The 26755-nt window shown below is 74.2% G+C and carries 29 protein-coding genes and 1 riboswitch; of the genes, 15 read left to right on the forward strand and 14 right to left on the reverse strand.

What is annotated here, in order from left to right:
- The first annotated feature begins 13 nt into the window (after positions 1–13).
- The 3 genes from KRAD_RS15625 to KRAD_RS26095 all read left to right on the forward strand — a co-directional run bounded on the left by KRAD_RS15625 (position 14) and on the right by KRAD_RS26095 (position 3404).
- Positions 14–1192 (forward strand): glycosyltransferase family 61 protein, encoded by a 1179-nt coding sequence (locus tag KRAD_RS15625; RefSeq protein WP_157873620.1) that lies wholly within the window; start codon positions 14–16, stop codon positions 1190–1192.
- Positions 1193–1521: 329 nt separating this feature from the next.
- Positions 1522–2244 (forward strand): hypothetical protein, encoded by a 723-nt coding sequence (locus KRAD_RS26090; protein WP_157873621.1) that lies wholly within the window; start codon positions 1522–1524, stop codon positions 2242–2244.
- A 74-nt stretch (positions 2245–2318) separates the two neighbouring features.
- Positions 2319–3404 (forward strand): acyltransferase family protein, encoded by a 1086-nt coding sequence (locus tag KRAD_RS26095; protein ID WP_049821229.1) that lies wholly within the window; start codon positions 2319–2321, stop codon positions 3402–3404.
- Here the strand turns inward: KRAD_RS26095 and KRAD_RS15640 are convergent.
- Together KRAD_RS15640 and KRAD_RS15645 are read right to left on the reverse strand one after the other, a co-directional pair.
- Positions 3367–4995 (reverse strand): solute symporter family protein, encoded by a 1629-nt coding sequence (locus KRAD_RS15640; protein WP_012086614.1) that lies wholly within the window; start codon positions 4993–4995, stop codon positions 3367–3369. The two genes, KRAD_RS26095 and KRAD_RS15640, sit on opposite strands and share 38 nt — an antisense overlap.
- Entirely contained in the window at positions 4992–5327 is a 336-nt protein-coding gene (locus KRAD_RS15645) for a DUF485 domain-containing protein (RefSeq protein WP_012086615.1), read from the reverse strand. The genes KRAD_RS15640 and KRAD_RS15645 overlap by 4 nt, the downstream gene beginning before the upstream one ends.
- Positions 5328–5551: 224 nt before the next feature.
- On the opposite strand from KRAD_RS15645, the gene KRAD_RS15650 reads away from it, so the two are divergent.
- Genes KRAD_RS15650 through KRAD_RS15660 form a run of 3 tightly spaced genes read left to right on the forward strand, consistent with a single transcriptional unit; the run spans position 5552 to position 8060 of the window.
- Positions 5552–5845: a hypothetical protein gene (locus tag KRAD_RS15650; protein ID WP_203417586.1), complete on the forward strand. Its 294-nt coding sequence runs from the start codon at positions 5552–5554 to the stop codon at positions 5843–5845.
- 4 nt (positions 5846–5849) lie between these two features.
- The gene (locus tag KRAD_RS15655; RefSeq protein ID WP_012086617.1) at positions 5850–7112 is read left to right on the forward strand and encodes an amidohydrolase; all 1263 of its coding nucleotides are present in this window, start codon (positions 5850–5852) and stop codon (positions 7110–7112) included.
- Between the two features lie 48 nt (positions 7113–7160).
- Positions 7161–8060 carry a diacylglycerol/lipid kinase family protein gene (locus KRAD_RS15660; RefSeq protein WP_012086618.1) on the forward strand — a complete coding sequence of 300 codons (900 nt, stop codon included), beginning with the start codon at positions 7161–7163 and terminating at the stop codon, positions 8058–8060.
- A gap of 15 nt (positions 8061–8075) precedes the next feature.
- On the opposite strand, the gene KRAD_RS15665 is transcribed toward KRAD_RS15660, so the two are convergent.
- The 6 genes from KRAD_RS15665 to KRAD_RS15690 all read right to left on the reverse strand — a co-directional run bounded on the left by KRAD_RS15665 (position 8076) and on the right by KRAD_RS15690 (position 12949).
- Positions 8076–9065: an ABC transporter substrate-binding protein gene (locus KRAD_RS15665; protein WP_012086619.1), complete on the reverse strand. Its 990-nt coding sequence runs from the start codon at positions 9063–9065 to the stop codon at positions 8076–8078.
- A 186-nt stretch (positions 9066–9251) separates the two neighbouring features.
- Positions 9252–9851, reverse strand: a complete 600-nt coding sequence (locus KRAD_RS15670; protein ID WP_083782274.1) for a methionine ABC transporter permease — start codon at positions 9849–9851, stop codon at positions 9252–9254.
- Between the two features lie 67 nt (positions 9852–9918).
- Positions 9919–10938 carry a methionine ABC transporter ATP-binding protein gene (locus tag KRAD_RS15675; protein ID WP_012086621.1) on the reverse strand — a complete coding sequence of 340 codons (1020 nt, stop codon included), beginning with the start codon at positions 10936–10938 and terminating at the stop codon, positions 9919–9921.
- The gene (locus KRAD_RS15680) at positions 10935–11885 is read right to left on the reverse strand and encodes a MetQ/NlpA family ABC transporter substrate-binding protein (protein WP_012086622.1); all 951 of its coding nucleotides are present in this window, start codon (positions 11883–11885) and stop codon (positions 10935–10937) included. The genes KRAD_RS15675 and KRAD_RS15680 overlap by 4 nt, the downstream gene beginning before the upstream one ends.
- A 68-nt stretch (positions 11886–11953) precedes the next feature.
- Positions 11954–12064, reverse strand: a riboswitch (SAM riboswitch).
- Positions 12065–12146: 82 nt separating this feature from the next.
- Positions 12147–12338 carry a DUF1737 domain-containing protein gene (locus tag KRAD_RS15685; protein WP_012086623.1) on the reverse strand — a complete coding sequence of 64 codons (192 nt, stop codon included), beginning with the start codon at positions 12336–12338 and terminating at the stop codon, positions 12147–12149.
- Positions 12335–12949 carry a DUF7711 family protein gene (locus KRAD_RS15690; protein WP_012086624.1) on the reverse strand — a complete coding sequence of 205 codons (615 nt, stop codon included), beginning with the start codon at positions 12947–12949 and terminating at the stop codon, positions 12335–12337. The genes KRAD_RS15685 and KRAD_RS15690 overlap by 4 nt, the downstream gene beginning before the upstream one ends.
- Positions 12950–13006: 57 nt before the next feature.
- Here KRAD_RS15690 and KRAD_RS15695 point away from each other — a divergent pair, with 57 nt between their 5' ends.
- Entirely contained in the window at positions 13007–13510 is a 504-nt protein-coding gene (locus tag KRAD_RS15695) for an OsmC family protein (protein WP_012086625.1), read from the forward strand.
- Positions 13511–13567: 57 nt separating this feature from the next.
- Here KRAD_RS15695 and KRAD_RS15700 read toward each other — a convergent pair whose 3' ends face one another.
- Genes KRAD_RS15700 through add form a run of 3 tightly spaced genes read right to left on the reverse strand, consistent with a single transcriptional unit; the run spans position 13568 to position 17420 of the window.
- Positions 13568–15025 carry a purine-cytosine permease family protein gene (locus KRAD_RS15700; protein WP_012086626.1) on the reverse strand — a complete coding sequence of 486 codons (1458 nt, stop codon included), beginning with the start codon at positions 15023–15025 and terminating at the stop codon, positions 13568–13570.
- Complete coding sequence (locus tag KRAD_RS15705) at positions 15022–16413, reverse strand: NtaA/DmoA family FMN-dependent monooxygenase (RefSeq protein ID WP_157873622.1); 1392 nt, start codon at positions 16411–16413, stop codon at positions 15022–15024. Before KRAD_RS15705 ends, KRAD_RS15700 begins: the two co-directional genes overlap by 4 nt.
- Complete coding sequence (gene add, locus KRAD_RS26100; RefSeq protein WP_012086628.1) at positions 16410–17420, reverse strand: adenosine deaminase; 1011 nt, start codon at positions 17418–17420, stop codon at positions 16410–16412. The genes KRAD_RS15705 and add overlap by 4 nt, the downstream gene beginning before the upstream one ends.
- Positions 17421–17486: 66 nt before the next feature.
- Here add and KRAD_RS15715 point away from each other — a divergent pair, with 66 nt between their 5' ends.
- Positions 17487–18410: a LysR family transcriptional regulator gene (locus KRAD_RS15715; RefSeq protein WP_041292150.1), complete on the forward strand. Its 924-nt coding sequence runs from the start codon at positions 17487–17489 to the stop codon at positions 18408–18410.
- Between the two features lie 28 nt (positions 18411–18438).
- Here KRAD_RS15715 and KRAD_RS27620 read toward each other — a convergent pair whose 3' ends face one another.
- Complete coding sequence (locus tag KRAD_RS27620) at positions 18439–18573, reverse strand: hypothetical protein (protein WP_275263080.1); 135 nt, start codon at positions 18571–18573, stop codon at positions 18439–18441.
- Positions 18574–18587: 14 nt separating this feature from the next.
- Between KRAD_RS27620 and KRAD_RS15720 the strand changes: the two genes are divergently transcribed.
- The 3 genes from KRAD_RS15720 (at position 18588) to KRAD_RS15730 (ending at position 21540) form a co-directional block, all read left to right on the forward strand.
- Positions 18588–19307 carry a GntR family transcriptional regulator gene (locus KRAD_RS15720; protein ID WP_012086630.1) on the forward strand — a complete coding sequence of 240 codons (720 nt, stop codon included), beginning with the start codon at positions 18588–18590 and terminating at the stop codon, positions 19305–19307.
- Between the two features lie 96 nt (positions 19308–19403).
- Positions 19404–20741 (forward strand): MFS transporter, encoded by a 1338-nt coding sequence (locus KRAD_RS15725; protein ID WP_012086631.1) that lies wholly within the window; start codon positions 19404–19406, stop codon positions 20739–20741.
- 37 nt (positions 20742–20778) lie between these two features.
- Positions 20779–21540: an SDR family NAD(P)-dependent oxidoreductase gene (locus KRAD_RS15730; RefSeq protein ID WP_012086632.1), complete on the forward strand. Its 762-nt coding sequence runs from the start codon at positions 20779–20781 to the stop codon at positions 21538–21540.
- A gap of 66 nt (positions 21541–21606) precedes the next feature.
- Here the strand turns inward: KRAD_RS15730 and KRAD_RS15735 are convergent, their stop codons facing one another.
- Positions 21607–22677, reverse strand: a complete 1071-nt coding sequence (locus KRAD_RS15735; protein WP_012086633.1) for an aldose epimerase family protein — start codon at positions 22675–22677, stop codon at positions 21607–21609.
- A gap of 51 nt (positions 22678–22728) precedes the next feature.
- Positions 22729–23451, reverse strand: coding sequence for a uracil-DNA glycosylase (locus KRAD_RS15740; RefSeq protein WP_012086634.1), 723 nt, complete (start codon positions 23449–23451; stop codon positions 22729–22731).
- A gap of 192 nt (positions 23452–23643) precedes the next feature.
- On the opposite strand from KRAD_RS15740, the gene KRAD_RS15745 reads away from it, so the two are divergent.
- From KRAD_RS15745 to groL, 4 genes are all read left to right on the forward strand, one after another.
- Positions 23644–23937 (forward strand): DUF3263 domain-containing protein, encoded by a 294-nt coding sequence (locus KRAD_RS15745; RefSeq protein WP_041293335.1) that lies wholly within the window; start codon positions 23644–23646, stop codon positions 23935–23937.
- Between the two features lie 17 nt (positions 23938–23954).
- The gene (locus KRAD_RS26105; RefSeq protein WP_157873623.1) at positions 23955–24128 is read left to right on the forward strand and encodes a hypothetical protein; all 174 of its coding nucleotides are present in this window, start codon (positions 23955–23957) and stop codon (positions 24126–24128) included.
- Between the two features lie 270 nt (positions 24129–24398).
- A complete protein-coding gene (locus KRAD_RS15750; protein ID WP_012086636.1) occupies positions 24399–24602 on the forward strand; it encodes a cold-shock protein in 204 nt (67 codons plus the stop codon).
- Positions 24603–25053: 451 nt separating this feature from the next.
- Positions 25054–26682 carry a chaperonin GroEL gene (groL, locus tag KRAD_RS15755; RefSeq protein ID WP_012086637.1) on the forward strand — a complete coding sequence of 543 codons (1629 nt, stop codon included), beginning with the start codon at positions 25054–25056 and terminating at the stop codon, positions 26680–26682.
- The last annotated feature ends 73 nt before the right edge of the window (positions 26683–26755 follow it).

A 26755-nucleotide genomic window follows, 5' to 3' on the forward strand; every position in this document is an offset into this window, starting at 1 on the left:
CATCGTCTGTGCCATGAGGAGCGTGAACGCCGGCTGGGACTACCTCGTGCGCCGAGGGGCCGATCACCACGGCCGACGGGTGCGCAAGGCGCTGGCTCACGTTCGCCGCGCCCCGGTACCGCTGGTGGGGTCGCTCGACCTGGCTGCCGCCGGCCGTGCCGCCCGGGTCGAGGTCCAGCCCGGCCAGGACGTGCGGATGGAGCGACCGGCCGCCCTCAGCCCCGCCGATTGGCGCGCCTTCCGGCACCGTGACGTCTCCACCCTGCCGCCGCAGTTCGTCCTTGACGTCCCCGACGCCCTCGTCTTGGGACGCAACGGCTGGGTCGCGGTCGAAGACGGGGGTGCGCGACGAGTGGTGTCCGATCTGTGGCAGGAAGTCGGTTTGGAGACCGGAGACATGGTCCAGCCGGGGTTGCTGGCCACGCGCCCGGACGAGCGGCTGCCCGGGACCACGGTGTCGCTGCTGCTCCCGTGGATGCCCAACTACTACCACTGGACGTTGCAGTCGGTGCCGCGCTTCGACATGGTCGCCGGCGTCCTGGATCCCGCGTCGGTGGACCAGTGGCTGGTGCCGCCGCAGAGCTCGCCGTTCGTCCGGGAGTGGCTGGACCTGCTGGGGATTCCCCAGGACCGCCGGGTGGAGGTGGAGCCTTCCGGGCGGGTGCTCTCCCTGGAGCGTCTCGTGGTGGCCTCCGTCCCCGCCCGGAACCGTTACGTCCCGCCCCACGTCCTGGACTCCGTGCGCGCGCGCCTGGACCTGAGGCGGCGGGACGACCTGCCGCGCCGCATCTTCCTTGACCGCCCGGCGACCGACAAGCGACGGTTGTTGAACCGCGACCGGGTCCTCACTGCGGTGCGTTCGGGGGGTTTCGAGGTGGTCGAGGCCGGCGCCCTGTCGGTCGCGGACCAAGCGGCCCTGTTCGCGTCGGCGGACGTGGTGGCCGGGGTGCTTGGAGCGGGACTCACGAACCTTGTCTACTGCTACCCGGGGACGACGGTGGTGGAGATCTTGCCGCGGAACCTGATGTTCCCGGCGTACTACAAGCTCTGCGCAGCGGCCGGCCTGGATCACCGGTTGGTCACGGGCCGGGAACCCCGGCTCATAGGGCCGCTGCGCTTCCCCGACACCGAGGCGGACGTGCTCGTGGACGTCGCTACGCTCGAGCAGACTCTCCAGGACGTCCTCACCTGACTCCTCCCGGGGGTCTGGTGGGAGCTGGCCGTTGTCCCGGGAGCGGTCCTCTCGGTAGCTTGCGGCAGCGCAGCCGAGGTGAGGAGTCCCGCGTGACCGTCGAACCGACCGTTGCGGCCCGGACCGGTGGCCCATCCGGGACCCCTCGCCCGCGCCAGGCGTGGATGGATGTGGTGCCGGGTGTGGCGGTCCTGCTCATCCCGCTCCTCCACGCCGGCACGCTGCTCCGCCACGGCGACCTCCCAATCCTGGTCGCGGCCGGTGTCCTGGCCGCGGCCCCCCTCCGCAGTCCCCGGCGGGTGTTCTCAAGCGCGCCCCTTCCTCGGTCGGTGGACGAGGGGAGCAGGCGCTACCCGTGGGGCGAGGTGGGGGTGGCCGTCTGGTCCTTCCTGCTGTGGACGACCGGGTACGCCGTCTGCAACTGGCCGGGACGGCTCGATCCGGTGCGCTGGTACCTGCCGAACCCGCTCCGCGGGGGGAGCTGCCTCTGGTACGTAGGTCGTCCCTGCGCCTCCTACCCGCTCGCGCCTCGACGCCGCCTGCTCGTGCCGCTCGTCATCCTGCTGTCAGAGGTGCTGTGCGACGACACGAAGCACCCGGAACGCCCCACCCACCTCTTCGCCCTCTCCGGCCTCGGTCGGTGGGCGGCCGACCGGCCCGGTCGGCTGCAGGTGATCGTGGGCTCCCCACGCGTGTTCTCCGCGGCGGCGCTGGTCCTCGGCCCCGCACTCCTCAGGGCGCCGAGCTCCGGCTGCGTCCCGTGCTCGGTCCTCGCGACCCTGGCCGGGCCCCTCGTGGTCGTCGAGGTCGGCCACCGGTGTGCCGACCAGCCGCTGCGCTTCACGGGGCGGGACCTGGTCGTGTTCTTCGTCGGGTACTTCCCCGCCCTCCACGTCGTCGTGCACGTGGCGCCCCGGCGGGGAGACGTCCCCCCCGGGGACCTGCTTCTCACCGAGGCGGGAGCCGCGGTCGCGTCCCTGGTCTCGCGCCGGCAGCCCGTGCGGTCGTTCACCGCGCCCCCCCTCCCCGTGTGGACGCGGGGTGCCGTGTGATCGAGCGGGACCCGGTGGGAGCGGTCGGAACCGGCGTGGCCGCCTCGGCGCAGCCAGGTCCTGGCCGGGGACGCGTGGACGGCCTGACGGTGCTGCGCGGAATCGCCATCGCCCTCGTCCTGCTCCGGCACGCCGCCCCGGACGTGTTCGGCGGCGCGGGCGTCGTCGGGGTCACGGTCTTCTTCGCCCTCTCCGGCTGGCTCATCACGGGCGTGCTACTGGCCGATCTGGACCGCTGCGGTCGGGTCTACTACCGCCGCTTCTACTTCCACCGGATCCTCCGCCTGTACCCTGCGCTGCTGCTCCTCGTCGTCGGCCTCGTCCTCGTGGGAACCCTCGCGGACCCGTTGGACGAGGGACCCGCGTGGCGCTGGGCCGTAGCCGTCGCCCTCACGTACACCGCGGACCTGCCGCTCGGACTCCCGGTGAGCACTGCCTCCACCCACCTGTGGACCCTCGCCGTGGAGGAGCAGTTCTACCTGCTGTGGCCGTTCCTGCTGGTGCTCGCCTCCCGCCGCGCCCTGCGCCGGGGTGTCCTGGTCGCGGTGCTGCTGTGCTGGGCGGCGGCGGTGGCGACCGTCGTCGCCGCCGGGGACGTCGTGGTGCGCGCCTACTTCCTGCCGACGTCGTGGTTCGTCGCCCTCGCGGTCGGAGGACTGGCGCGCACGCTGGACCCGGCTCGGCTGAGCTCGGCGCTGCGGCACCGCACCGTGCTCGGGGCGACGGTGGTGGTTCTCGCGGGCACGTGCCTGGTGCCGGACCTCAACGCCAACCGGTTGACCTACCTCCTGGGAGGTCCGGTGATCGCCGTGTGCACCGTGGTCCTCGTCGTAGCAGCTCTGCCCCACCAGCGGGTGCGGAGCCTCCCGGCCCGGGCGTTGGTGGGACTGGGCACGGTCTCCTACGCCACCTACTTGTGGAACTGGCCGCTGGTGACGTGGGCCGGAGCCCTGCTGCCCGATCAGCCGACGGTGTTGGTCGGGGCGGGGGCCGCGGTGGCGTCCGTCGGCGTCGCCACGGTGAGCTGGTACGCCCTCGAGCGGCCGGTGGGTCGGGCCCGTGCCCGCTGGGGTCGGGGGTCCACGTCGGCTCCCGCCGCGTGCACCCCCGACCTCGGCTCGATCAGTGCTCCGTCGCCTTCTCGGCGCCGGCGCCGGTGAGGCTGCGCACCTCCATCTCCGCCGCCCGCCGCTCGTTGCCGTGCTCGCGCCCGGTCACCGACCCCAGCCAGCCCAGGAGGAAGGCCAGCGGGATCGTCACCAGGCCGGGGTTCTCCAGGGGGAACCAGGAGAAGTCGACCCCGGTGTCGGTGATCATCGACAGCGACGCGCCGGTGGCGGGATCGGTCTTGCCGGAGACCACCGGGGAGAACGCGATCAGCACCAGGCAGGACAGCAGCCCGCCGTACATGCTCCACAGCGCCCCGCGCGTGGTGAAGCGGGACCAGAACAGCGAGTAGAGGATCGTCGGCAGGTTCGCGCTGGCCGCGACGGCGAAGGCCAGGGCCACGAGGAAGGCGACGTTCTGCCCGTTGGCGAAGATGCCGCCGACGATGGCCACGGCCCCGATGACGACGATCGTCGTCCGGGCCACCCGGACCTCGGCGGCGGGGGACACCTCGCCCTTCTTGATGACGCTGGCGTAGATGTCGTGGGCGAAGGACGCGCTGGCGGTGATGGCCAGGCCGGCCACGACGGCGAGGATCGTCGCGAACGCGACGGCGGCGATGATCCCGAGCAGGATCGTCCCGCCCAGCTCGTAGGCCAGCAGCGGAGCCGCCGAGTTCGCCTTCCCCGGCGCGGCCTTGATGCGGTCGGCGCCGACGAGGGCGGCGGCGCCGTACCCGATGACCAGGGTGAACAGGTAGAACACCCCGATGATCCAGATGGCCCAGACCACGCTGCGGCGGGCCTCCTTCGAGCTGGGCACGGTGTAGAAGCGCATGAGGACGTGCGGCAGGCCCGCCGTCCCCAGCACCAGGGCCAGGGCCAGGGAGAGGAAGTTCAGCTTGGAGGTCTCGGTGGCGCCGTACTGCGCCCCCGGCCCCAGCATCGCCTCGCCGGCCGACCCCGGGGCGCTGACCGCCGCGCCCAGCAGGTCGGAGAGGTTGAACCCGTAGCGCGAGAGCACCCACACCGTCATGACGGCCGCCCCGACGACGAGCAGGCACGCCTTGATGATCTGCACCCAGGTGGTGCCCTTCATCCCGCCGACCAGGACGTAGAGGACCATGAGCGCCCCCACGACGGCGATGACGACGTTCTGCCCGGCGCGGGAGTCGATGCCCAGCAGCAGGGCGACGAGACCGCCCGCCCCGGCCATCTGCGCGAGCAGGTAGAAGAACGACACCGCCAGCGTCGAGATCGCCGCCGCCGTCCGGACCGGGCGTTCCTTGAGCCGGAAGCTCAGGACGTCGGCCATCGTGAACCGGCCGGTGTTGCGCAGGAGCTCGGCGACCAGCAGCAGGGCGACGAGCCAGGCGACGAGGAAGCCGATGGAGTAGAGGAAACCGTCGTAGCCGTAGACGGCGATGGCCCCGGCGATGCCGAGGAAGCTCGCCGCGGACAGGTAGTCCCCGGCGATCGCGACGCCGTTCTGCGGGCCGGTGAAGGAACGGCCGCCGGCGTAGAAGTCGGCCGCGGTGCGGTTGGTGCGGCTGGCCCGCAGCACGACCACGAGGGTCACGACCACGAACACCAGGAAGATCGAGATGTTGACGATCGGTTCGCCGACCGTCGTGCCGGGGTTCACCGACGGCTCCCGGGGGCGTTCTCGACCCGGGCGCGCAGCTCCTCGGCCGCGGGGTCGAAGTGCTTGTTGGCCCACCGGACGTACACCGTCGTGATGACGAACGTGGACACGAACTGCCCGAGGCCGAACAGCAGCCCCACGGTGATGTTGGACCCCCCGATCCGGGTGCTCATGAACCCGTGGGCGTAGTCCGCGAGCAGGACGTAGGTGGCGTACCAGACCAGGAACAGGGCCGAGGCCGGCAGGACGAAGCGGCGGAAGCGCCGCTTGAGGGCCTGGAACTCGGGCGAGGCGCGGACCTCTTCGTAGGGGTCCTCGTGCGGTGTGCTCATGCGTGACCTCCTCGTCGACGGAGCGCCACGCTAACCGCAGCGGGGGACCCGGTGCACGCGACAGGCGGGACGTGGACGCCCCGCGGTCCCGCTCCCGGTTGTCGAGCGTGCCGGGAGCGGCGATGATCTGGTCCGCGGGACCGACCGGGCCCGCGGACGTCGGACGTGGTGAAGGTGGAACTGTGGCGAAGCGGACGTCGACGACCCGGAACAGCGTGTTCCTGGTGACCGCGGTCCTCGGGGCCGCGGGTGCGGTGTTCGCCGTGCTGCGCGCCCGCTCGCGGTCGGGCAGCGGCGGCGGGCCCGTGCCGGTCCCGAAGTCCGGCGTCCCGGTGCCGGGCGTCCCGGTCGCGCCGGCGGCCCCGGGCTCCGAGATGCCGCCCCCCGCGCCGATGCCCACGGCGGCGGACTTCCCGCCGGAGGCGCCCTCGAACGCGGTGGAGAACTTCGAGGAGGCCACGGCGCCCCTGGAGGGTGAGGGGCCCGGCGACGAGGACGGCCCCACGCCGACGCGCTGACCGCGTGAGCCCCTACGACCCCGCGCGCCCCGCGGGTCCCGCCCGCGACGTGGCCGTCGTCGGGGGCACCCTCGTCGAGCTCACCCCGGACTGGCGCGGGCAGCGCCGGCCCGGCACGGTCCTCGTGCGCGACGGGCGGATCGCGGCCGTCGGGCCGGGCGTCCCCGTGCCCGCGGGCGTCCCGGTCCTCGACGCGACGGGCCGGCTGGTCCTGCCGGGGTTCGTCGACGCCCACACCCACCTCGGCGTCCACGCCGAGGGGGAGGGCTGGCACGGCGCCGACGTCAACGAGAAGGGCGAGCCCCGGGGGGCCCGGCTGCGCTCCTGGGACGGGGTGGACCCCGCCGACCGCGGCTTCCTCGACGCGCTGAGCGCCGGGGTCACCACCGTCGCCGTCCTGCCCGGGTCCGCCAACGTCGTCGGGGGCCAGACGGCCGCGCTGAGGACCTGGGGCACCACCGTCGAGCAGATGCTGCTGCGGGCCCCGATCGGGGTGAAGAGCGCCCTGGGGGAGAACCCCCGCAAGAACGGGCAGTCCTCCGGCGGGCCCACGACGCGGATGGGGATCGCCGCCTCGCTGCGCGACTCCTTCGCCGCGGCGCAGCGCTTCACCGCCCGGCGCGAGCGCGCCCGGGCCGGGGGCGAGCCCCTGGACCCGCCCACCGACCGCGAGCGCGACGCCGAGGTCCTGGCCCGGGTCCTCGCCGGGGAGATCGTCTGGCAGCAGCACGCCCACCGCGCCGACGACATCGCCACCGCGGTCCGCCTCGCCGACGAGTTCGGCTACCGGCTGGTGCTCAACCACGTCACCGAGGGCCACCGGGTGCTGGACCTCCTCGTGGAGCGCGGGCTGCCGGCCGTCGTGGGGCCGCTGCTGACCTCCCGGTCCAAGCCCGAGCTGCGCCACCGCTCGATGGCGGTGCCCGGGCTGCTGGCCGCGGCCGGGCTGCGGGTCGCGCTGACGACCGACCACCCCGTCGTCCCGATCCAGCTGCTGCCGGTCTCGGCGGCGCTGGCCGTCAAGGAGGGGCTCGACCCCGACGAGGCCCTGCGGGCGCTGACGCTGAACCCGGCCGTGATCCTCGGGATCGACGACCGGGTCGGTTCGCTGGCTCCGGGTCTGGACGGCGACGTCGTCGTGTGGTCCGGCGACCCGCTGGAGGTCGCCTCCCGCGCGCTGCACGTGGTCAGCGGCGGGCGCGCGGTCTACCGCTGGGACGGCGCGGGGGAGGTGCTCGCCCCCGACGGGACGTGGCGGGCGCTGTGAACCCCGGGGCGCCCGGCACCCGCCGGGGGCCGGGCGCGTTGAGCGGGCGTGAGCGAGAACGAGTACCTGGCCGTCGTCAACGCGGGCGCGGGGTCGGCACGGGCCGGGGCCGTCGACGCCGTCGTGCGGGAGCTGGGCCGGGCCGGTGCGGTGGAGCTGCGGCGCACCCGCAGCCTGGCGGACCTGGCGACGGCGCTGCTGAGCGCGGACGGGCGGCGGGTCGTGCTGCTGGGCGGGGACGGGTCGCTGCACGCCGCGCTGCAACTGCTCTGGAACGCCGGCGCCACCCGCGAGGTCGGCCCCCTGGGCGTCGTCCCCCTCGGCACCGGCAACGACCTCGCCCGCTCGCTGCGCCTGCCCCTGGACCCGGTGGCCGCGGCCCGCGTCGTCACCCGGGGGCGGCCGCGGGGGCTGGAGCTGCTCGTGGACTCCCGCGACCGCATCACCGTGAACACCGTCCACGCCGGCATCGGGGCCTCGGCCACGGCGAAGGCGCAGCGGCTGAAGAAGGTCCTCAAGGCCGGGGCCTACCCGGTGGGGGCGGCCTGGGCGGGCGTCAGCGCCGGGCGGGGGTTCCGGTTGCAGGTCCGGGTCGACGGGCGGGTCGTGTCGCCGGGGGGCCGTCCCGTGCTCATGGTCGGCATCGGGATCGGCGGCACCATCGGGGGCGGCACCCCGCTGGTCCCCGGTGCCGACCCCCACGACGGGGTGGCCGACGTCGTCGTCTCGGAGTCGACCGGGCCGCTGGCCCGCCTGGGGTTCGCGGCCGGTCTGCGCAGCGGGGTGCACGTCTCGCGCCAGGACGTCACGACCGCCACCGGCACGGTCGTCGAGATCACCGCCGTCTCCGGCACGTTCCGCCTCAACTCCGACGGCGAGGTCACCGACCACCAGGAGCACGAGCGCTTCGAGATGCACACCGACGTCTACGAGGTGCTCTGCCCCTGACCCGCGCGGGACCCCTCAGGCCCGGTGCGGGTCGACCCCGAAGGCGGCGGCTAGGTCGTCGAGGATCAGGTGGGCGCCCTGCACGCCGACGGAGGTGTACCAGCGCTCGTCGGAGACCTCCGTGGTGGCGGGCAGCGCGCGCCACAGGCCGTTGCCGGTGAAGCGGCCGGCCGCGGCCGGGTCGTCGACGTCGTAGCGGGAGTAGAACACCCGGTCGCCGGCGGCCGCGTCGATCTGCTCGGGGGAGACCTCGACGGCGAACTCGTCGACGTCCTGGCGGGCCGGGCGCGCCAGCCCGGCGTCCCGGAGCACGATGCCGGGGAAGGACGCCCTCGCGTACAGGCGCGCGGGGTCCTCGGCGGACAGGAAGCGCACCAGGGAGATCGTCGGCCGTCCGGCGGCGGCGTTGATGTCCGCGCCGACCGCGGCGGCGCGCTCCTCGTAGTCCGCGAGCTGCTGCTCGCCCGCCTCCTCACGGCCCAGGGCCCGCGCGACCAGGCGCACGTTGTCCTTCCACGCGGGTCCGGTGGTGGCGGTGAAGACGGTGGGGGCGATGGCGGACAGCTCGTCGTACAGCTCCTCGTGGCGCACGCTGGCGGAGACGATGAGGTCCGGCTGCAGGGCGGCGATGGCCTCCAGGTTCGGCTCGGCGAGCGTGCCGACGTGGGTGGAGCCCTCCGTCCGCGGCAGCCGGAACACCTCCGGCAGGCCCGCGGGCTCACCGGTGTGCCCGACGACCTGGACGTCCAGCCCGGCCACGGCCCCGACGAGGCTGTCGTCGAGGGCGACCACGCGCTCGGGGACCGCCGGGACGGTGGTGGAGCCGCGGTCGTGCTCGACCGTGCGGGGGAAGGTGCCCGCCGCGTCGCGTGCCGTCTCCCCGGGGGCGGTGCTCCCCGCCGCGCCGGCGGTCCCTCCGGTGGTCCGTGCGTCGCCGGTGCTGCTGCACCCGGCGAGCAGGACCCCGGCGACCAGACCCGCTGCGACACCCCTGCGCACGTGCACGACGTCTCCTCCCGGTGATCGAGCTGTGGAGTAGGTGAGGCTACACTAAGTACGTGGAGTGGGTGGCCGGTCGCCGCCACGCGCGGGGCGGGACGCACGAGGGCGGGCCCCCGGGAAGCGCTCCCGGGAACCCGCCCTCGTCCACCCCGCGCCCGCCGCGCGGCCGGGGGTCCCTCCTCGGAGCGGTCAGCGCCGCATGACGCCGCGCGCCAGCCGGTTCCCGAGGACCTGCCCCACCTGGACGATGATGATGATCGCGGCGACGGCCACGTAGATGATCCCGTAGTCGTAGCGCTGCTTGCCGTAGGTGATGGCGTAGTCGCCCAGGCCCCCGCCGCCGACGAGACCCGCCTGGGCGGTCATGTCGACGATGCCGACGAAGATGAACGTGTACCCCAGGATGAGCGGCCCCAGGCCCTCGGGAATGACGACGCCCAGGAGGATCGACAACCGCGACGCCCCCACCGCGCGCGCGGCCTCGACGACCCCGGGGTCCACGCCGACGAGGCTCTGCTCGACGATGCGCGCCACCGCGAACGCCGCGGCGAGCGAGATCGCGAACGTCACCGCCTCCGTCCCGATGGTCGTCCCCACCGCCGCGATCTGCAGCGGCGTGATCGCGGCCAGGAAGATGACGAACGGGATGGGGCGCACCAGGTTCACGACGAAACCGATGAGCACGAACACGAACCGGTTGCCGAACAGGTTCCCCGGTCGCGTCGCGTACAGCGCGGTGCCCAGGACCAGGCCCAGGACGCCGGCGGCGACGAGGGAGACGATCGACATGAGCAGCGTCTGCCAGATCGCGTCCTTGAACACGTCGAGCGTGTCGAGGAATCCGCTGAAGTCCACGTCAGGCCTCCTCGTCCACGTCGATCCCGGCCGCGCGCAACGCGTCCAGGGCGGCGTCGGCGTCGCCGCCGAGCTCGTAGGTCAGCGACCCGGCCCGCCGCTCGCGGATCTCCGAGACCCCGCCGTAGACGAGTTCCGCGCTCGTCCCGGTCTCCCGGAACGCGGCGTCGATCCGCTGCTGCAGACCGGGTTCGTCGGTGATGCGGACGGTGACCAGGCGGCCGGGGTGGTGGGTGCGCAGCCGCGCCAGGGTTTCCGCGGAGGGGCGGTCGTGGGTGGCGCTGCGCACGAAGCGCTGCGCCGCCGCCGTCCGCGGGCGGGAGAACACGTCGTAGACGTCGCCCACCTCGACGACGCGGCCGTCCTCCATCACCGCGACCCGGTCGGCGATCTGCCGCACGGCCTCCATCTCGTGGGTGATGACGACGATGGTCACGCCGAGTTCGGTGTTGACCCGGCGCAGCAGCGCGAGCACCTCGGAGGTCGTCTCGGGGTCCAGGGCGCTGGTCGCCTCGTCGCACAGCAGCAGCGGGGGGTTCGTCGCCAGGGCGCGGGCGATGCCGACGCGCTGCTTCTGCCCGCCGGAGAGCTGCTCGGGGTAGGCGTGGGCCCGGTCCAGCAGGCCCACGAAGTCCAGGAGTTCCGCGGTGCGGCGGTCGCGCTCGGCCGGGGCGACCCCGGCGACCTTGAGGGGGTAGGCGACGTTGCCGGCGACGGTCCGGGACCGGAACAGGTTGAACTGCTGGAAGATCATGCCGATCCGGGAGCGCGCCTTGCGCAGCTCGCCCTCGGACAGCTTCGTCAGGTCCTGGCCGGCGACGTGGACGCTGCCCGAGGTGGGCTTCTCCAGGGCGTTGATCAACCGCACGAGGGTGGACTTGCCGGCCCCGGAGTAGCCGATGACCGCGAGGACCTCGCCCTCGGCGACGTCGAGGGAAACGGCGTCGACCGCCGTGACGGTCTTGCCGTCACGGCGGTCGAAGCTCTTGCTGACCTCGGTCAGCGAGATGAGCGTGCTCACTTGCCCTGGGCGGCCTTCGCGTCAGACTCGACCTTGGTCAGCTCGGCCTGCAGGTCGGCCGCGGGGGTGTCCTGGACGATGGCGCTGGGGTTGTCCTGCAGGAACACCTCCTGCACGGCCGGGTCGTGCCAGAGGGCGGCGAGCTCCAGGTACGTCTCGTTCGCCGCGTCCTCCTTGCGGGCGGTGAAGATGTTCACGTACGGGGCGGCCGCGGCGGAGGTCGGGTCGTCCTGGACGATGACGGAGTCGGCGGGCAGCTTCGCCGCGGTGGCGTAGTTGTTGTTGACGATGGCCGCGGCCACCGAACCGCTCTGCAGCGCGCTGGCCGTCTGGTCGGCGGCCACCGGGGTGACCTCGACCTTGGCGGACTCGATGTCGTTGGTGGTGGAGAACGCGGTCCCGCCGTCCTTCAGGGTGACCAGGCCGGCCTCCTGCAGCACCAGCAGGCCGCGAGCCTCGTTGATCGCGTCGTTGGGGATGGCGACCTTGGCGTCGGCGGGCAGCTCCGCCGCCGACTTCGCGGTGAGGGAGTACAGCGGCAGCGGGTACACGGCGGTGGCCCCGATGGGCTGCAGGTCGTCGCCGGCCTCGACGTTGTAGTTCGCCAGGTACTGGATGTGCTGGAACTGGTTGAGGTCGAGCTCCCCCTGCTTCAGCGCCGGGTTCGGCAGCGTGTAGTCGGAGAAGTTCACCAGCTCGACGGTGACGCCCAGCTGCGACTGCGCGAGCTCGGTGTAGGTGTTCCAGTACGGCAGCGACTTGTCGGCGACGCCGATCGTGACCGTCTCGCCGGAACCGGAACCGGCGGCCGCCGTGCTGGTGGTGTCGTCGCGGGTGCCGAGGACGACGGCGACGATCACGGCGATCACGGCCAGGGCGGCGACGATCCCGATGAGGAGACCGCGACGCTTGGGCTTGTCGGGCAGAGCGGGGGCGGGGCTGGACACGGTGGGCTCTCCGGGGGTCGAACGGCGGTCGCGCGGCTCGCAGCACCCCGTGGTCGACGGCGTCCGTTGATCCGCGCTTGCCGGACGTTTTCGTCCGGCCGGGTCTTCACCTGGGGCACCCCGCCGCGGAGGAGGGTTGCCGGACAGCGAGCCAGGGCTTGTCGCTGTCACTCATGACCTGGGAGGACCGTAGGTTCCCGCTGTCCGGGCCGTCAAATCGCCGGCGGGAGGGCCGCCGGCCGGCCCCGCCCGCGGGGCGGGTCAGCCCTGGACGTGCGGCAGCACGACGGCCTGCGCCGCGATGGTGCGCCCCCCGGTGCTCGTCACCGACGGGCTGCCGTGGAGGACGTAGCCGTCGGCCAGCGCGGCGGAGACCTTCTCGCAGAAGGAGCGGTCGTCGGGACCGGTCAGCAGCCGGTACGCCAGCTTCTCGGGTTCGCTCGCGGTGCTCACCCGCCGAGGCTATCCCTGGCCGCGCGCAGGTCCACGTAGCCCAGCGCCGCGTCGCACAGCGCGTCCCCGCGCTTCTTCGGCGACCCCGGGGACCACCGCTTCTCGTCGTAGGCCCGCGTCGTCCGGGCCAGGGCGGCCAGGCTCGCCGCGAGGTCGCGGTCGAGGCGCTCGCGCAGCTCCCCGGGCGCGGGCGCCTCCGGGCGCAGCGCCTCCCCGTCGCCGCTGCGCAGCTGGAGGAGCACCTCGTGGTCGAGGCCGTCGGCGTGGCTCCAGAACCGCACGGGGCGCTCGACGACGTGGTTCCACACCGGCGCCCGCCCGGAGCGGAACAGCAGGCGCACCGGCAGCTTCGCCAGCCCCGCCGCGTTCAGCCAGTGCTCGCCCGCCGGCGGCCGGGTGAAGAGGGCGCAGTCGCTCTCCGGCAGGTCCACCGCGAGGGCCACGCCCACCCCGGTGAGGTCGTCGACCTGCTCCCGGCGGGGGCCCAGCAGGCTCCCGAAGACCCAGGCCTCCTCGGCCTGGAAGCCGACCAGCCCCGCGGGCAGGGTGCGCGCGTGCTCGCACCCCGCGGCGACCTCGGCGAGCTTGCTGACGGCAGTGGTCCACTTCACGGGCCCGAGTGTCCAGCAGGTTGCGGGGCGCGCCGCCGCGGGGCCTAAGCTCGCCCGGTGGATTCGACCGAACTGAGGGCCCTGCAGAAGCCGCTGAAGGACGCCTACCGCGAGGACCCGGCCAGCGCGCTGGTCCCCGCGCGGGCCGTGGCGGTGCTGGACGGCCAGTCCATCGGCGTCTCCGTCGACGGCTTCGCCGGCACCACCCGGGCCGGGCTGCACCCGGCCGCCGGGGGCGACGGGACCGAGGCGTGCTCGGCGGACATGCTCTGCGAGGCCGTCGCGGCCTGCGCGGGGGTGACGCTGCGCAGCGTCGCCACCGCCATGGGCGTGGAGCTGCGCAACGCGTCGGTCACCGCCGAGGCGCACTGGGACGCCCGCGGCACCCTGGGGGTCTCGCGCGAGGTCCCCGTCGGGATCACCGACGTGACCCTGACCTTCACGTTCACCTCCGACGCCGACGAGGCCACCGAGGCGAAGATGGTCTCCCTGGCCGAGCGCTACTGCGTCATCGCCCAGACGCTGCAGAACCCGCCCACGGTCAGCGTCCGGCGCGGCTGACCCCGTGCGGACGCGCCGCCGCCCCGACCCCGTGGGGGGGGCGGGGCGGGCGCCGTCCTACGCGCGGGCCTCCTGGCGCCGGACCGCGGAGCGGCCCAGCAGCGCGACGACGACGACGCCGACCGCGAACGCGAGCAGGACCCCGAGGTTCGCGTAGGCCCAGGTGCCCTCCCGGCCGCCGATCGGGCCGAGCAGGTAGCCCTGCCAGGTCAGCCAGCCGGCGCCGGAGTTCGTCACCAGGCCCCACCCGAGGAACGTGGCGACGAGCATCGTCCCCACCGCGAGGGGACGCACCGAGCCGTAGCGCCCGCGGGGGTCCAGCAGCTCGGCCTCGGCGTAGTCGCCCCGGCGCATCGCCAGGTCGGCCAGGAAGATCCCCGCCCAGGCGGCGATCGGCACGCCCAGGGTGATGAGGAACCCCTGGAACGGGACCAGGAAGTCCTGCGAGAAGAACGCGATGTAGACCGCGCCGGCCACCATGAGGGCGCCGTCGACGAGGACGGCCACCGGCCGCGGCACCCGCAGGCCGACGTTCAGCAGCGCCAGGCCGGAGGAGTAGATGTCCATGACCGCGCCGCCGACGAGACCGAGGACGGCGACGACGACGAACGGGACGAGGAACCACGTCGGCAGGATGCCGGTGAGCGCCCCCACCGGGTCCTGCGCCACCCGCGCGCCCAGGTCGGGGGAGGACCCCACCAGGAGCGCGCCGAAGACCAGCAGGACGGCCGGGCCGATGGAGCACCCCAGCGTCGTCCAGAGCACGACCCCGCGGCTGGAGGCGTCGCGCGGGAGGTAGCGGGAGTAGTCGGCGGCCGCGTTGGCCCAGCCGAGGCCGAAACCCGTCATCACCATGGTGAACGCCCCCACGACCGCCGCCGTGCTCCCGGCGGGGATCGCCGTGACGGCGTCGAGGTCGATGCTGCCGGCGGCGAAGACGATGTAGAGGACCGTCAGCACCGCGGTGACGACGGTGATCCAGCGCTGCATCCGCATGATGACCCTGAACCCGAGGGTCCCGCCGAGCACGATCAGCCCCACGACGACGACGAGGGCGACGAGCTTCGTGCCGGTGCCGCCGCCCGCCCCGAGCCGGTCCAGCACGGTGGCGGTGGCCAGGACGGCCACCGCGGCCAGCGACGTCTCCCAGCCCAGCGTCAGCAGCCAGGAGACCAGCGACGGCAGCCGGTTCCCGTCGACCCCGAAGGCCGCGCGGGACAACGTCATCGTCGGCGCCGAGCCGCGCTTGCCGGCGATGGCGACCAGGCCCACGAGGACGTAGGACAGCAGCACCCCGCCGACGGAGACGAACGTCGCCTGCCAGAACGAGATCCCGAACCCCAGGACGAACGAGCCGTAGCTGACGGCGAGGACGGAGACGTTCGCGGCGAACCACGGCCAGAACAGGTCGCGCGGGCGGCCGTGCCGCTCGGCCGCGGCGACGGCGTTGACGCCGTTCAGCTCGACGCCGACACCGCCGACCTTCGCCTCCGGGACGACGGGGATCTCGCTCACGGGGTCTCCTCGGGGACGGGGTGGCGGTACCGGGCCGCCGGGTGGTCGGGGGGCAGCCGGCGGCGGCCCGCACCGAAGATCGCTTCTCGCAGCGTACGTCCTGGGGCGTCCCCGCCGGGGGCCGGCGCCACCAGCCCGCGCCGGCGCAGTTCCGGCACCACCTGCTCGCAGAACTCCCGGTAGGAACCCGGCACCACGAAGGGGGTGAGGTTGAAGCCGTCGACGCCGCTCTCCTCGACGAGGCGCTCCATCGCGTCCACGACCGCGGTCGCCGTCCCGGTGAACACGAACTCGCGCATCCCGAACCGGAGGAAGTCCGCCCTCGCGCGGGCCACCGTCTCGCCCCGGTACCGCTCGACCTGGGTCCGCCCGCCCTCCGTCCGCACGTCGGAGAAGTCGCCCCGGGGGTCCAGCGCGGACAGGTCGACGCCGGTCATCGAGGCGTAGTACGCGCGGGCCGCCTCCTGGTCCACCCAGGACAGGTACTCCTCCAGCCGGGAGCGGGCGTGGTCCTCGTCGCGGCCGAGGACCACGCTCAGCCCCACCAGGGTGCGCAGCGCGTCCGGGCCGCGTCCGCGCCGGGCGGCCCGGGCGCGCAGGTCCTGCACCTGCGCGCGCAGGGTCGCGGCGTCGCGGCCCTGCAGGAACACGACCTCGGCGTGGGTGGCGGCGAACTCCCGGCCGCGTTCGCTGGCCCCGGCCTGGAACACGACCGGGGTGCGCTGCGGTGAGGGCTCGACCTTGAAGTACCCGTCGCAGCGGAAGTACCGGCCGTGGTGGTGCACCTCGTGGACCCGGCGCGGGTCGGCGTAGCGGCGGGCCTGCCCGTCGTGCAGGACGGCCGCGTCCTCCCAGCTGCCCTCGAACAGCCGGTAGCTGAGCTCGAGGTGCTCGTCGGCCATGTCGTAGCGCTCGTCGTGCGGGGCCAGCGGGGCCCGCCCGTGCAGGTCGCTGACGACCGGCGAGGACGTGGTCACCACGTTCCAGCCGATCCGGCCCCGGGTGAGGTGGTCCAGCGTCGCGAACCGGCGGGCGTTGGGGTAGGGCCCCTCCAGGCTCGTGGAGGACGTCACGGCGAACCCCAGCCGGCGCGTCACCGCCGCCATCGCCGGGACGAGCAGCAGCGGGTCGTTGGTGGGCATCTCGACGCCCTGCTCGAAGGTGACGTCGGGGGTGGTGCCCCCCAGCACGGGGTAGCCGGGGGAGTCGGCGAGGAACAGCAGGTCGAAGCCGCCGTCCTCCAGCAGCCGCGCCAGCGACGTCCAGTGCTCGAGGTCCAGGTAGCGGTCGGTGTGCTGCTCCGGGTGGGCCCACAGGCCCTGGCTGGTGAGGTTCGGGGCGTTGATCTCGAAGGCGCTGAGCAGCAGCGGGGGCCGCACGGGGTTCACCCGGCGCGGCCCAGCCAGGCGAGCAGGCCCGCGCCGAGGCGGTGGCGGGTCGCGGGGCTCATGCCCTCGATCCGCAGGCCGTGCCCGGCGAGCGCCGCGAGGTCCTCGTCGGCCAGTCCCCAGACCTCGCGCGCGACGGCGTACTGGTCGCTGACGCCGCGGCCGAACCACAGCTGGTCGTCGGCGTTGAGGGTGATCCCGACGCCCGCGGCGTGCAGGGCGGGAGCGGGGTGGGAGGCGAGGTCGGGGACGATCCCCAGCGCCACGTTGGACACGGGGGCGACGTCGCAGACGACGCCCTCCTCGACCAGGCGCCGCACGAACGCGGGGTTCTCCACCGAGCGGACGCCGTGGGAGATGCGGGTGGCGCCCAGCACGTCGAGGGCCTCGGCGACGCACTCCCAGCCCCCGGTCTGCCCGGCGTGGGCGACGACGGGCAGGCCGGCGGCCCGGGCCGCGGCGGCCGCGGCGGCGAACCGGTGCAGGCCGGAGGGCTCCTCGAAGCCGGCCGTCCCGAAGGCGGTGACCCCGCGGCCGGCGAACTCGACGGCGACCGCGGCGAGCTCCGCGGCGATCGGCTCGTCCTGGTCGGTGTTGACCGTGAGCAGCGCCCCGACCTCCACGCCGAGCCGGGTGCCGGCCTCGCCGAGGGCGTCCACGACGACGCGGGTGACCTCGCGCAGGCTGCCCAGCCGCGGGGCGTAGAGCTGGGGTTCGATGGCGGGTTCGAGGTAGACGACGCCCTCGGCCGCCTCCTGGGCGACCAGGGCCCGGCACAGCTCCGCGAGGTCGTCGAGGTCGGCCACGAGCGCCGGGACGCGACCGTAGGCCTCGAAGAACCGCCAGACGTCGGGCCACCCCTCGCCGGTGGCGGCCGGGCCGCCGCGCACGGGCAGGTCGACCGGGGCGCCGCGCCGGCGGGCGAGCTCCAGCACGGCCTCCCGCGGGTAGGACCCGTCGAGGTGCGCGTGCACGTGCACCTTGGGCAGGGCGGTCAGGGAACGCACCCTCCACAACGTAGGGGCGCGGGCGCCGCGTGTCGCAGGAGCGCTCGTTCTGGGAGCATCCATCCCGTGGATGCACGCGGGGGTGAGCGCGGTGGTGAGCGCGGGGGCGAGCTGGACGTGCGGTCCCTGCGCTACCTGGTGGCGGTCGCCCGGGAGCGCAGCTTCACCGCGGCCGCCGCGTCGCTGCAGGTCTCGCAGCCGGCGCTGAGCCAGTCCATCGCGCGGACGGAGCAGCTCGTGGGGGGCCGGCTCGTCGTCCGCGACGCGCGCGGGGTGGCCCGGGAGGGCTCCGCGCTGACCCCGGCGGGCCAGGCGCTGGTGGCGGACGCGGCGCGCGTCGTCGAGCTGCTCGACCGGGCCCTGGTCCGGGCCCGCCGCACCGCGGCGGAGGGGGAGCGGGAACGCCTCGCCGTGGGCATCGGGACCTCCACCCCGCGCTGGGTGTCGACCCGGCTGGTGCAGGCCTCCCAGGAGAGCCCTGACCTCGACGTGGTGCTGCGGCACGTGCCGTGGGGGCAGGAGGTCGCCGGTCTGGTCGACGGCCGGGTCGACGTCGTCTTCGTGCACGCGGCGCCCGGTGAGGTGCTCGACGAGCGGGTGCGGGCGGTCCACGTCGCCGACACCCGGCGGATCGCGGTGTTCGCCGCCGGTCACCCGCTGGCCGGGCGGGCCTCCCTCGACATCGCCGACCTCGACGACGAGCCCATCGTCGACGCCGCCTCCGGCCGCGAGACGTGGCTCGTCGAGCCGCGGCCCTCCGGGGCGGTGCCGCGCGTGGTGGGCCCGCCCGCCTCGACCGCCGAGGAGATGCTCGCCCTCGTCGCCTCCGGCGCGGGCATGGCCATCACGGCCGAGGCGGTCGCCGCCGCCCACCGCTCCGACGACCTCGCCTACGTGCCGCTGCGGGGGCTGGAGCCGCTGCGGCTGCTGCTGCTGGCCCTGGCCGACGACGGGCGGCCGGCGGTGGAGGACCTGCTCGCCTCGTTCTGAGGGGCCGGGGGAGCGCGCCGCCCCGCCGTCAGCGCCCGAGCAGGTTCACCGCGACCGTCGCGGCCAGGGCCACCGCGGACACCGGCGCCCGGACGGCGCGGGCGACGCTGGCGTGGGCCGAGGAGGCCCTTGCCGAGCTGGACCCCCCGGCCCGGGCGGGCACGTAGGATCGCGCCGGTGAGCTCCCGCGTCGCGCTGCCGGCCGCCCCGGCGCGGGAATCGCTCGCCGATTCCGTGCACGCCTCGCTGCTGACCTGGCTGATGGACGGCGGCGCGGCCCCCGGCTCGCCGCTCAGCATCGACGGCCTCGCCCGCGACCTGGGGGTCTCCCCGACGCCGGTGCGCGAGGCCCTGGTGCGCATGGAGTCCACCGGTCTGGTGGAGCGGGCCGCGATGCGCGGGTACCGCGTCGCGGGGATGCTCTCGCGCGAGGAGATCGACCAGCTGATGGACGCGCGGCTGCTGCTGGAGTGCCACAACGTCGCCCTGGCGGCGCAGCGGGTCGAGGAGGACCTGCTGGTGCGGTTGTCCGCGACCGTGGAGCGCATGGCGGTGGCCCCCCGGGGGCCCTCGTTCGCCGACTACCGCGACTACCACCAGGCCGACAACGAGTTCCACCGCCTCCTCAACCGCGCCGGTGGCAACGGCTTCCTCGCCGACGCCTTCGAGGGGCTCAACGGGCAGCTGCAGCGGTTCCGGCTGCGGGCGCTGGGGCAGGGGGTCACCGACGCCGACCTCGCCGTCGCCGAGCACGTCGCGGTGGTCGACGCCCTGCGCGTCCGCGACGGCGACGCCGCCGCGGCGCGGATGCGCGAGCACCTCGAGGCGGTGCGCTCGCGCGCCCTCGACGACCGCGCGGCGGCGGGGCTCGACGCGGCCCCGGAGCCCGCCCCCTGAGGACCGCCGCCCGGCGGCGCGGTTCGTTTGACACCCACATCCTATTGGATGTTGTATCGGCGCGCCGTCGACGTCGCCGACCCAGGAGTGAGCGCAGTGACCCCGCCGTCCCCCTCGGAGCAGACCGCCCTGGTCGACTCCGCCGTCCGCCGCTCGGTCAAGCGGCTCATCCCCTTCCTCCTCCTCATGTACGTCATCGCGTTCCTCGACCGCAGCAACGTCGGGTTCGCCAAGGAGGAGCTCGAGGTCAGCATCGGCCTCTCGGCCGCCGCGTACGCCTTCGGCGCGGGGCTGTTCTTCGTGGGCTACGCCGTCTTCGAGGTGCCCAGCAACCTGATCATGCACCGGGTCGGGGCCCGCTGGTGGATGGCCCGGATCATGGTCACCTGGGGCGTCGTCGCCACCGCCTTCATGTTCGTCCAGGGCGAGACGATGTTCTACGTCCTGCGGTTCCTCCTCGGCGTCTGCGAGGCCGGGTTCTTCCCCGGCGTCCTGCTCTACCTCACCTACTGGTTCCCCGAGAGCCGCCGCGCGTTCGCGACCGGGCTGTTCCAGATGGGCCTGCCGCTGGCCAACATCGTCGGCGGGCCGCTGTCCGGCGGGCTGCTGGAGCTGGACGGGTTCGGCGGGCTGGCCGGGTACCAGTGGCTGTTCATGGTCGAGGGGCTCGTCGCCGTCGTCGTCGGCGTCATCGCGCTGTTCGTCCTCACCGACCGCCCCGAGACCGCCCGGTGGATGCCGGCCGAGGAGAAGGCGGCCCTGGCCGCCCGCCTCGCCGAGGACGACGCCGCCCGCGGCGAGACGGGCGGCCACCTCGGGTGGGGCAAGGCCCTGCTGAACCCGCGTGTCCTCTACTTCGCCCTCGTCTGCCTCTGCATCCAGGCCGCGGTGTACGGGCTCACCTTCTTCCTGCCCACCCAGGTCTCGGCCATCACCGGGCGCGAGGTCGGGTTCCAGGTGGGTCTGCTCACCTCGATCCCGTGGGTGTGCGCCCTGGTCACGATCGCGGTCGTGCCGCGCTTCGCCGACCGCCACCGGCGCCACCGCGAGGTCGGCGCCGCCCTGCTCGTCCTGTCCGGGGCCGGCATCGCCGTCTCCGCGGTGGCGCAGAACGCCCTGGTCGCCATGCTGGCCCTGTGCGTCGCCGCCGTCGGGTTCGTCACCTGCCAGCCGCTGTTCTGGACCCTGCCCACCCGCTACCTCAGCGGCGCGGCCCTGGCCGCCGGGTTCGGGCTCATCAACGGCCTCGGCAACCTCGGTGGTTTCGTCGCCCCCAACATCCGCGTCTGGGCGGAGGAGACGTTCGACTCGACCACCGCGGGCCTGTTCGTCCTGGGCGGGATCGCCGTGCTCGGGGCCGTGCTCCTGCTCGCGACCAAGCTGATGGCCACCGCCCCGCAGGACGAGGCGGCTCCCGTCGCCGCCACCCGCTGACCACCGGAACACCCGCCCGACACCTCAGGAGACCACCATGGAGTTCCCCACCCGCCGCACCGCCGTCGTCACCGGCGTCGGCGCCCCCCGCGGCATCGGCCGGGTCGTCGCCCGCCGGCTGGCCGCGGACGGCTGGAGCCTGGGCCTCGTCGACATCTCCGGCGACGGCGTCGTGGAGATCACCGAGGAGCTGCGCGCGGCCGGGGCCGACGTGCACGGCGTGGCCACCGACATCTCCGCGCCGGACTCCGTGAGCGCGGCCTTCGCCGAGTTCGACGCCGCGCTGCCTCCGGTCGTCGGGCTGGTGAACCTGGCCGGCATCGCCAACCCGACGCCGATCCTCGAGATCACCCTCGCCGAGTGGGACCGGACGATGGCCGTCAACGCCACCGGGTCGCTGCTGATGATCCAGGCCGCCGCCCGGCGCATGGTCGAGGTCGGGGTGGGGCGGATCGTCAACACCTCGTCCATCACCGCCGTGGACGGGGGCGGGACGTTCTCCAAGACCGCCTACGCCGCCGCCAAGGCCGCCGTCCTGGGCCTGACCCGCGGTGCGGCGCGCGAGCTCGGCCCGCACGGCATCACCGCCAACGCGATCCTGCCCGGCCCGATCGACACCGACATCATGGGCGGGAGGCTGACCGACGAGCGCAAGGCCGCGATGTCCGCGGGCATCCCGGTGGGGCGCGTCGGCACCCCGGGCGACATCGCGGCGATGGTGGCGTTCCTGCTCTCCGCGGAGGCCGGGTTCGTCAACGGCGTCAGCTACCAGGTCGACGGCGGCAAGCACATCAACTGAGCCTCCCGCCGGCCGGAGCGCCCGCGTCCCCGCACGGGGGCGCGGGCGTTCCGCGTCCGCGGGGGTTCAGGCGGAGAACACGTACTCCGTCGTGGAGCGGAACTCCTCGCCGGGACGCAGGACGGAGTCCCCGAGCCCGGCGAACGCCGGCTGGTTCACCGCGTCGGGCAGCAGCTGCGTCTCCAGGCACAGCGCGTCGCCCTGGCGCACCGGCCGGCCCTCGAGCGTGCGCCAGGACCCGTCGAGGAAGTTGCCGGTGTAGAACTGCAGACCCGGCAGGTCGGTGCGCACCGTGACGGTCCGCCCGCTGCGCGGGCCGGTCACCGAGCCGACCTCGCGCAGGGACCCGGGGGAGTCCAGGACCAGGCAGTGGTCGTAACCGCCCGCGGTGAGCAGCTGCGCGTCGGCGTCGCGCAGCCGGTCCCCGACGCGGGTGGGAGTGGTGAAGTCGAACGGCGTGCCCGCGACGGGGGCGAGCTCGCCGGTGGGGACCAGGTCCGCGTCCACCGGCAGGTAGCGCGAGGCGGAGAACCGCGCGACGTGGTCCTCCACCGACCCCGACCCGTCGAGGGCGAAGTAGGCGTGGTTGGTGAGGTTCACCGGGGTGGGGGCGTCGGTCGTGGCCGAGTAGTCCAGCCGCAGGACGACCCGGCCGTCCTCCTCGCGCAGCGAGTACGTCACCGCCGCGTCCAGGGAACCCGGGAAGCCCATGTCGCCGTCGGCGCTGCGCAGGGACAGCCGCACGCCCGGGGTCCCGTCGACGTCGACCTCCTCCGCCCGCCAGAGCCGCTGGTCGAAGCCCTCCGCCCCGCCGTGCAGCGCGTTGGGCCCGTCGTTGAGGGGGACCCGGGACTCCCGGCCCTCCAGGGTGAAGCGGCCCCGGGCGAGGCGGTTGGCCACCCGTCCGACGACCGCGCCGGGGTAGCCCTCGGCGGCCTCGTAGTCCGCGACCCCCGGCAGGGCGACGACGACGTCGCCGAGGGCGCCGGCCGCGTCGGGGACGCGGACCCGGTGGAGGGTGGCGCCGCGGGTCAGGACCGCGGCGCTCGCGCCGGAGGGCAGGCGCAGTTCCCAGCGCTCGACGGGTTCACCGCGGCGGGTCCGCCCGAAGGGTTCGCCGTGCAACGTTGCAGTCATGCCCCGGATCCTGCCCCACGCCCACCGGGCCGGACCGGTCGGGGAGGTCGCTCAGGTCAGGCGCCAGTCGATCCCGTCCCCACCCTCCTCGCGCAGCAGCGCGTCGACCCGGCTGAAGGGCCGGGACCCGAAGAACCCCCGCGAGGCCGACAGCGGGCTCGGGTGCACCCCGGCGACGACGGGGACCCCCTCCAGCAGGGGCGTCACCGTCTGCGCGTCCTTGCCCCACAGCAGGGCCACGAGCGGGCCGCCGCGCGCGGCCAGCGCGCTCACCGCCGCGTCGGTCACGGCCTGCCAGCCCAGCTTGCGGTGGGAGCCGGAGTCGCCGGCGCGCACGGTCATGACCCGGTTGAGCAGCAGGACCCCGGCCTCGGACCACGCCGTGAGGTCCCCGTGCGGCGGGGGCTGCACGCCGGTGTCGGCGGCGAGCTCCTTGTAGACGTTGACCAGGCTGCGCGGCAGGGGCCGCACGTGCGGCTCGACGGCGAAGCTCAGCCCGATCGGGTGCCCGGGCGTGGGGTAGGGGTCCTGCCCCACCAGCAGCACCCGCACCGCGTCGAAGGGCTGGCGGAACGCGCGCAGCACGTGCCCCGGGGCGGGCAGCCACCGCTCCGGTTCCGCGGCCAGCCGCTGCGACAGCTCCCCCAGCCGGGGGCGCACGCCGGCCAGCGCCCGGGCCCAGCCCGGGTCGAGGTCGTCGAGGCCCAGACCGGCCGGGTCCTCCGCGGTGGGGGGGAAGGACGGGACGGGTGGGGACGCTGCGGCGGGAGTCACGCGGGGGACGCTACCCAGGTGCGGACACGCCCGCCGGGGGGAAGGGCGGTGTCGGTGCCCCCTCCTAGACTCGGGCTCGCGGTCACCACCACGGGGACCGTGCTGAGAGGGGTTGGGGACGTGGAGCGGTCGGACGCGGCGGCACGCATCGAGCGGGACGACCTGCACCGGGACGACCTGGGCCGGGCCGACCTGGGCGGGAGGCTCCGGGACGCGCAGGAGGCCCCGCTGCCGGAGGGCCTGAGCCCCCGCGACGCCGAGATCCTCGCCTTCGAGCGGCAGTGGTGGAAGTACGCCGGGGCCAAGGAGCAGGCGGTGCGCGAGCTGTTCGACCTCTCGCCCACCCGCTACTACCAGCTGCTCAACGCCCTCATCGACTCCCCGGCCGCCCTCGCCCACGACCCGATGCTGGTCAAGCGGCTGCGCCGGATGCGCTCCAGCCGGCAGCGGGCGCGCTCGGCCCGGCGCCTGGGCGTCCAGCCCTGAGCGCGACCCGCGGGCCCGTGCCCCGGCTGGCGGCCCGCCGCGGTGCGCACCGCACCCGCCGGGGGCCGCTGGGGGTGCTCGTCCTGGTCCTGCTGTGGACGCTGGTGGCGGCGGCCGCGGGGGCGGGGCTCGTGCTCGCCGTCCGCTCGGTGCTCGGCCCGCTGCTCGACGTGGCCGGCGGGGTGCTCTGAGGGAGGCCGCGCCGGGGCGCGGCGGGGGGCGTGGTGGCGGGGGCGCGGCGATCGTTCCGCGGCGACGATCCTGCGCCGACCTCGTCGAACCTTGTCCCACCAGCCCCTCCCCGCACTAACCTGGGACCGGTCGATCAGTTCGGCGAACACGTCCTCTCGGGGGAGCGCGCGTCGGGCGTCGCCCACGGCCTCAGCGCCGCGGGCCGCGTGAGACCCGCCGCCGGTGCGCGCCGGGGGCGCCTTCCGTTCGCTGCACCACAGGAGAACGCAATGGCACAGGGCACCGTGAAGTGGTTCAACTCCGAGAAGGGCTACGGCTTCATCACCGTCGACGACGGCGGGGCCGACGTCTTCGTCCACTACTCCGCGATCACGGCCGACGGCTACCGCTCCCTCGAGGAGGGCCAGCGGGTCGAGTTCGAGGTCGGGCAGGGTCAGAAGGGCCCCCAGGCCGAGAGCGTCCGCGCCCTCTGAGGACGGCTGACCGCGCCCGATCGGCTCGACGGGGCCGGTCGGGCGCGGTCACGCCCCCGGGGCGGGGCGCCCCTCGGGCCGGAGCGGGCGTGGCGGAGACCTCGAACCCCGGGCGGGTGGTGCGAAGGGATCCTCGGCCGTCCCGCGTGCTCGAGGTCGAAGGTGATCGGACGGGCACCACCGGGCCGGCTCCCCCGGGTTCCCGCGTCCGGCCCACCGCCCGCCGTGCCCGGGGCCCGGGGGTTTGCACTCGACGGGGGAGAGTGCCAACATTGGCGTTGGCACTCTCGAGTCGAGAGTGACAACAGCACCTCGACCCGGGAGCGAAGCTCCCTGGTCGGACCGGTGAGACCGCCGGGCGCTGGGGGACGTGACCCCGGAGCCCGCCGGCCGTCCGTCGCGGGCACCGCTCCGACCGCCCACCGCCCGTCTTCTGGGAGGAACACCAGGCATGAGCAAGATCATCGCCTTCGACGAAGAGGCCCGACGCGGTCTCGAGCGCGGGATGAACCAGCTCGCCGACGCGGTCAAGGTGACGCTCGGCCCCAAGGGCCGCAACGTCGTCCTTGAGAAGAAGTGGGGCGCCCCCACGATCACCAACGACGGTGTCAGCATCGCCAAGGAGATCGAGCTCGAGGACCCGTACGAGAAGATCGGGGCCGAGCTCGTCAAGGAAGTCGCCAAGAAGACCGACGACGTCGCCGGCGACGGCACCACCACCGCCACCGTGCTGGCCCAGGCGCTCGTCCGCGAGGGCCTGCGCAACGTGGCCGCCGGGGCGAACCCGATGGGCCTCAAGCGCGGCATCGAGAAGGCCGTCGAGGCCGTGACCGAGCAGCTGCTCGGCGCCGCCAAGGAGGTCACCACCAAGGAGCAGATCGCGGCCACCGCCGGGATCTCCGCCGGTGACGCCTCCATCGGCGAGCTCATCGCCGAGGCGCTCGACAAGGTCGGCAAGGAAGGTGTCATCACCGTCGAGGAGAGCAACACCTTCGGCCTCGAGCTCGAGCTCACCGAGGGCATGCGCTTCGACAAGGGCTACATCTCGCCCTACTTCGTCACCGACGCGGAGCGTCAGGAGACCGAGCTCGAGGACCCCTACATCCTCATCCTCAACTCCAAGATCTCCACCGTGAAGGACCTGCTCCCGCTGCTGGAGAAGGTCATGCAGTCGGGCAAGCCGCTCGTGATCGTGGCCGAGGACGTCGAGGGCGAAGCGCTCGCGACCCTGGTCGTCAACAAGATCCGCGGCACCTTCAAGTCCGTCGCCGTCAAGGCCCCGGGCTTCGGCGACCGCCGCAAGGCCATGCTCGGCGACATCGCCATCCTCACCGGTGGCCAGGTCATCTCCGAGGAGGTCGGCCTCAAGCTCGACACCGCTGACCTCGACCTGCTGGGCCGCGCCCGCAAGGTCGTCGTCACCAAGGACGAGACCACGATCGTCGAGGGTGCCGGCGACGCCGACGCCATCGCCGGCCGCGTGGGCCAGATCCGCGCCGAGATCGAGCGCAGCGACTCCGACTACGACCGCGAGAAGCTCCAGGAGCGTCTCGCCAAGCTGGCCGGCGGCGTGGCCGTCATCAAGGCCGGCGCGGCGACCGAGGTCGAGCTCAAGGAGCGCAAGCACCGCATCGAGGACGCCGTCCGCAACGCGAAGGCGGCCGTCGAGGAGGGCATCGTCGCCGGTGGTGGCGTGGCCCTCATCCAGGCCGGCGTGCTGGCCTTCGAGAAGCTCGAGCTCGTCGGGGACGAGGCGACCGGCGCGAACATCGTCAAGGTCGCCATCGAGGCTCCGCTGAAGCAGATCGCCATCAACGCCGGCCTCGAGGGCGGCGTCGTGGCGGAGAAGGTCCGCAACCTCCCCACCGGGCACGGCCTCAACGCCGCGACCGGCGAGTACGTGGACCTGCTCGGCGCGGGCATCAACGACCCGGTCAAGGTGACGCGCTCCGCGCTGCAGAACGCCGCCTCCATCGCGGCGCTGTTCCTCACCACCGAGGCCGTCATCGCCGACAAGCCGGAGAAGGCCGCTGCGGCCCCCGCCGGTGGCGACGGCGGCATGGGCGGCATGGACTTCTGAGTCCGGCCACCCCGTAGCACCAGCACCACCCGCGAGGGCGGTCCTCCCCCCGGAGGGCCGCCCTCGCGGCGTT

Origin of the sequence: Kineococcus radiotolerans SRS30216 = ATCC BAA-149, assembly GCF_000017305.1 — a bacterium.
GTDB lineage: Bacteria > Actinomycetota > Actinomycetes > Actinomycetales > Kineococcaceae > Kineococcus > Kineococcus radiotolerans.

Excerpts from the sequence above, each read along its gene's own strand:
- KRAD_RS15750 (WP_012086636.1), top strand. The coding sequence starts at position 24,399 with ATGGCACAGGGCACCGTGAAGTGGTTCAACTCCGAGAAGGGCTACGGC.
- groL (WP_012086637.1), top strand. The coding sequence starts at position 25,054 with ATGAGCAAGATCATCGCCTTCGACGAAGAGGCCCGACGCGGTCTCGAG.
- KRAD_RS15730 (WP_012086632.1), top strand. The coding sequence starts at position 20,779 with ATGGAGTTCCCCACCCGCCGCACCGCCGTCGTCACCGGCGTCGGCGCC.
- KRAD_RS15645 (WP_012086615.1), bottom strand. The coding sequence starts at position 5,327 with ATGAGCACACCGCACGAGGACCCCTACGAAGAGGTCCGCGCCTCGCCC.
- KRAD_RS15735 (WP_012086633.1), bottom strand. The coding sequence starts at position 22,677 with ATGACTGCAACGTTGCACGGCGAACCCTTCGGGCGGACCCGCCGCGGT.
- KRAD_RS15625 (WP_157873620.1), top strand. The coding sequence starts at position 14 with ATGAGGAGCGTGAACGCCGGCTGGGACTACCTCGTGCGCCGAGGGGCC.
- KRAD_RS15670 (WP_083782274.1), bottom strand. The coding sequence starts at position 9,851 with ATGTCGATCGTCTCCCTCGTCGCCGCCGGCGTCCTGGGCCTGGTCCTG.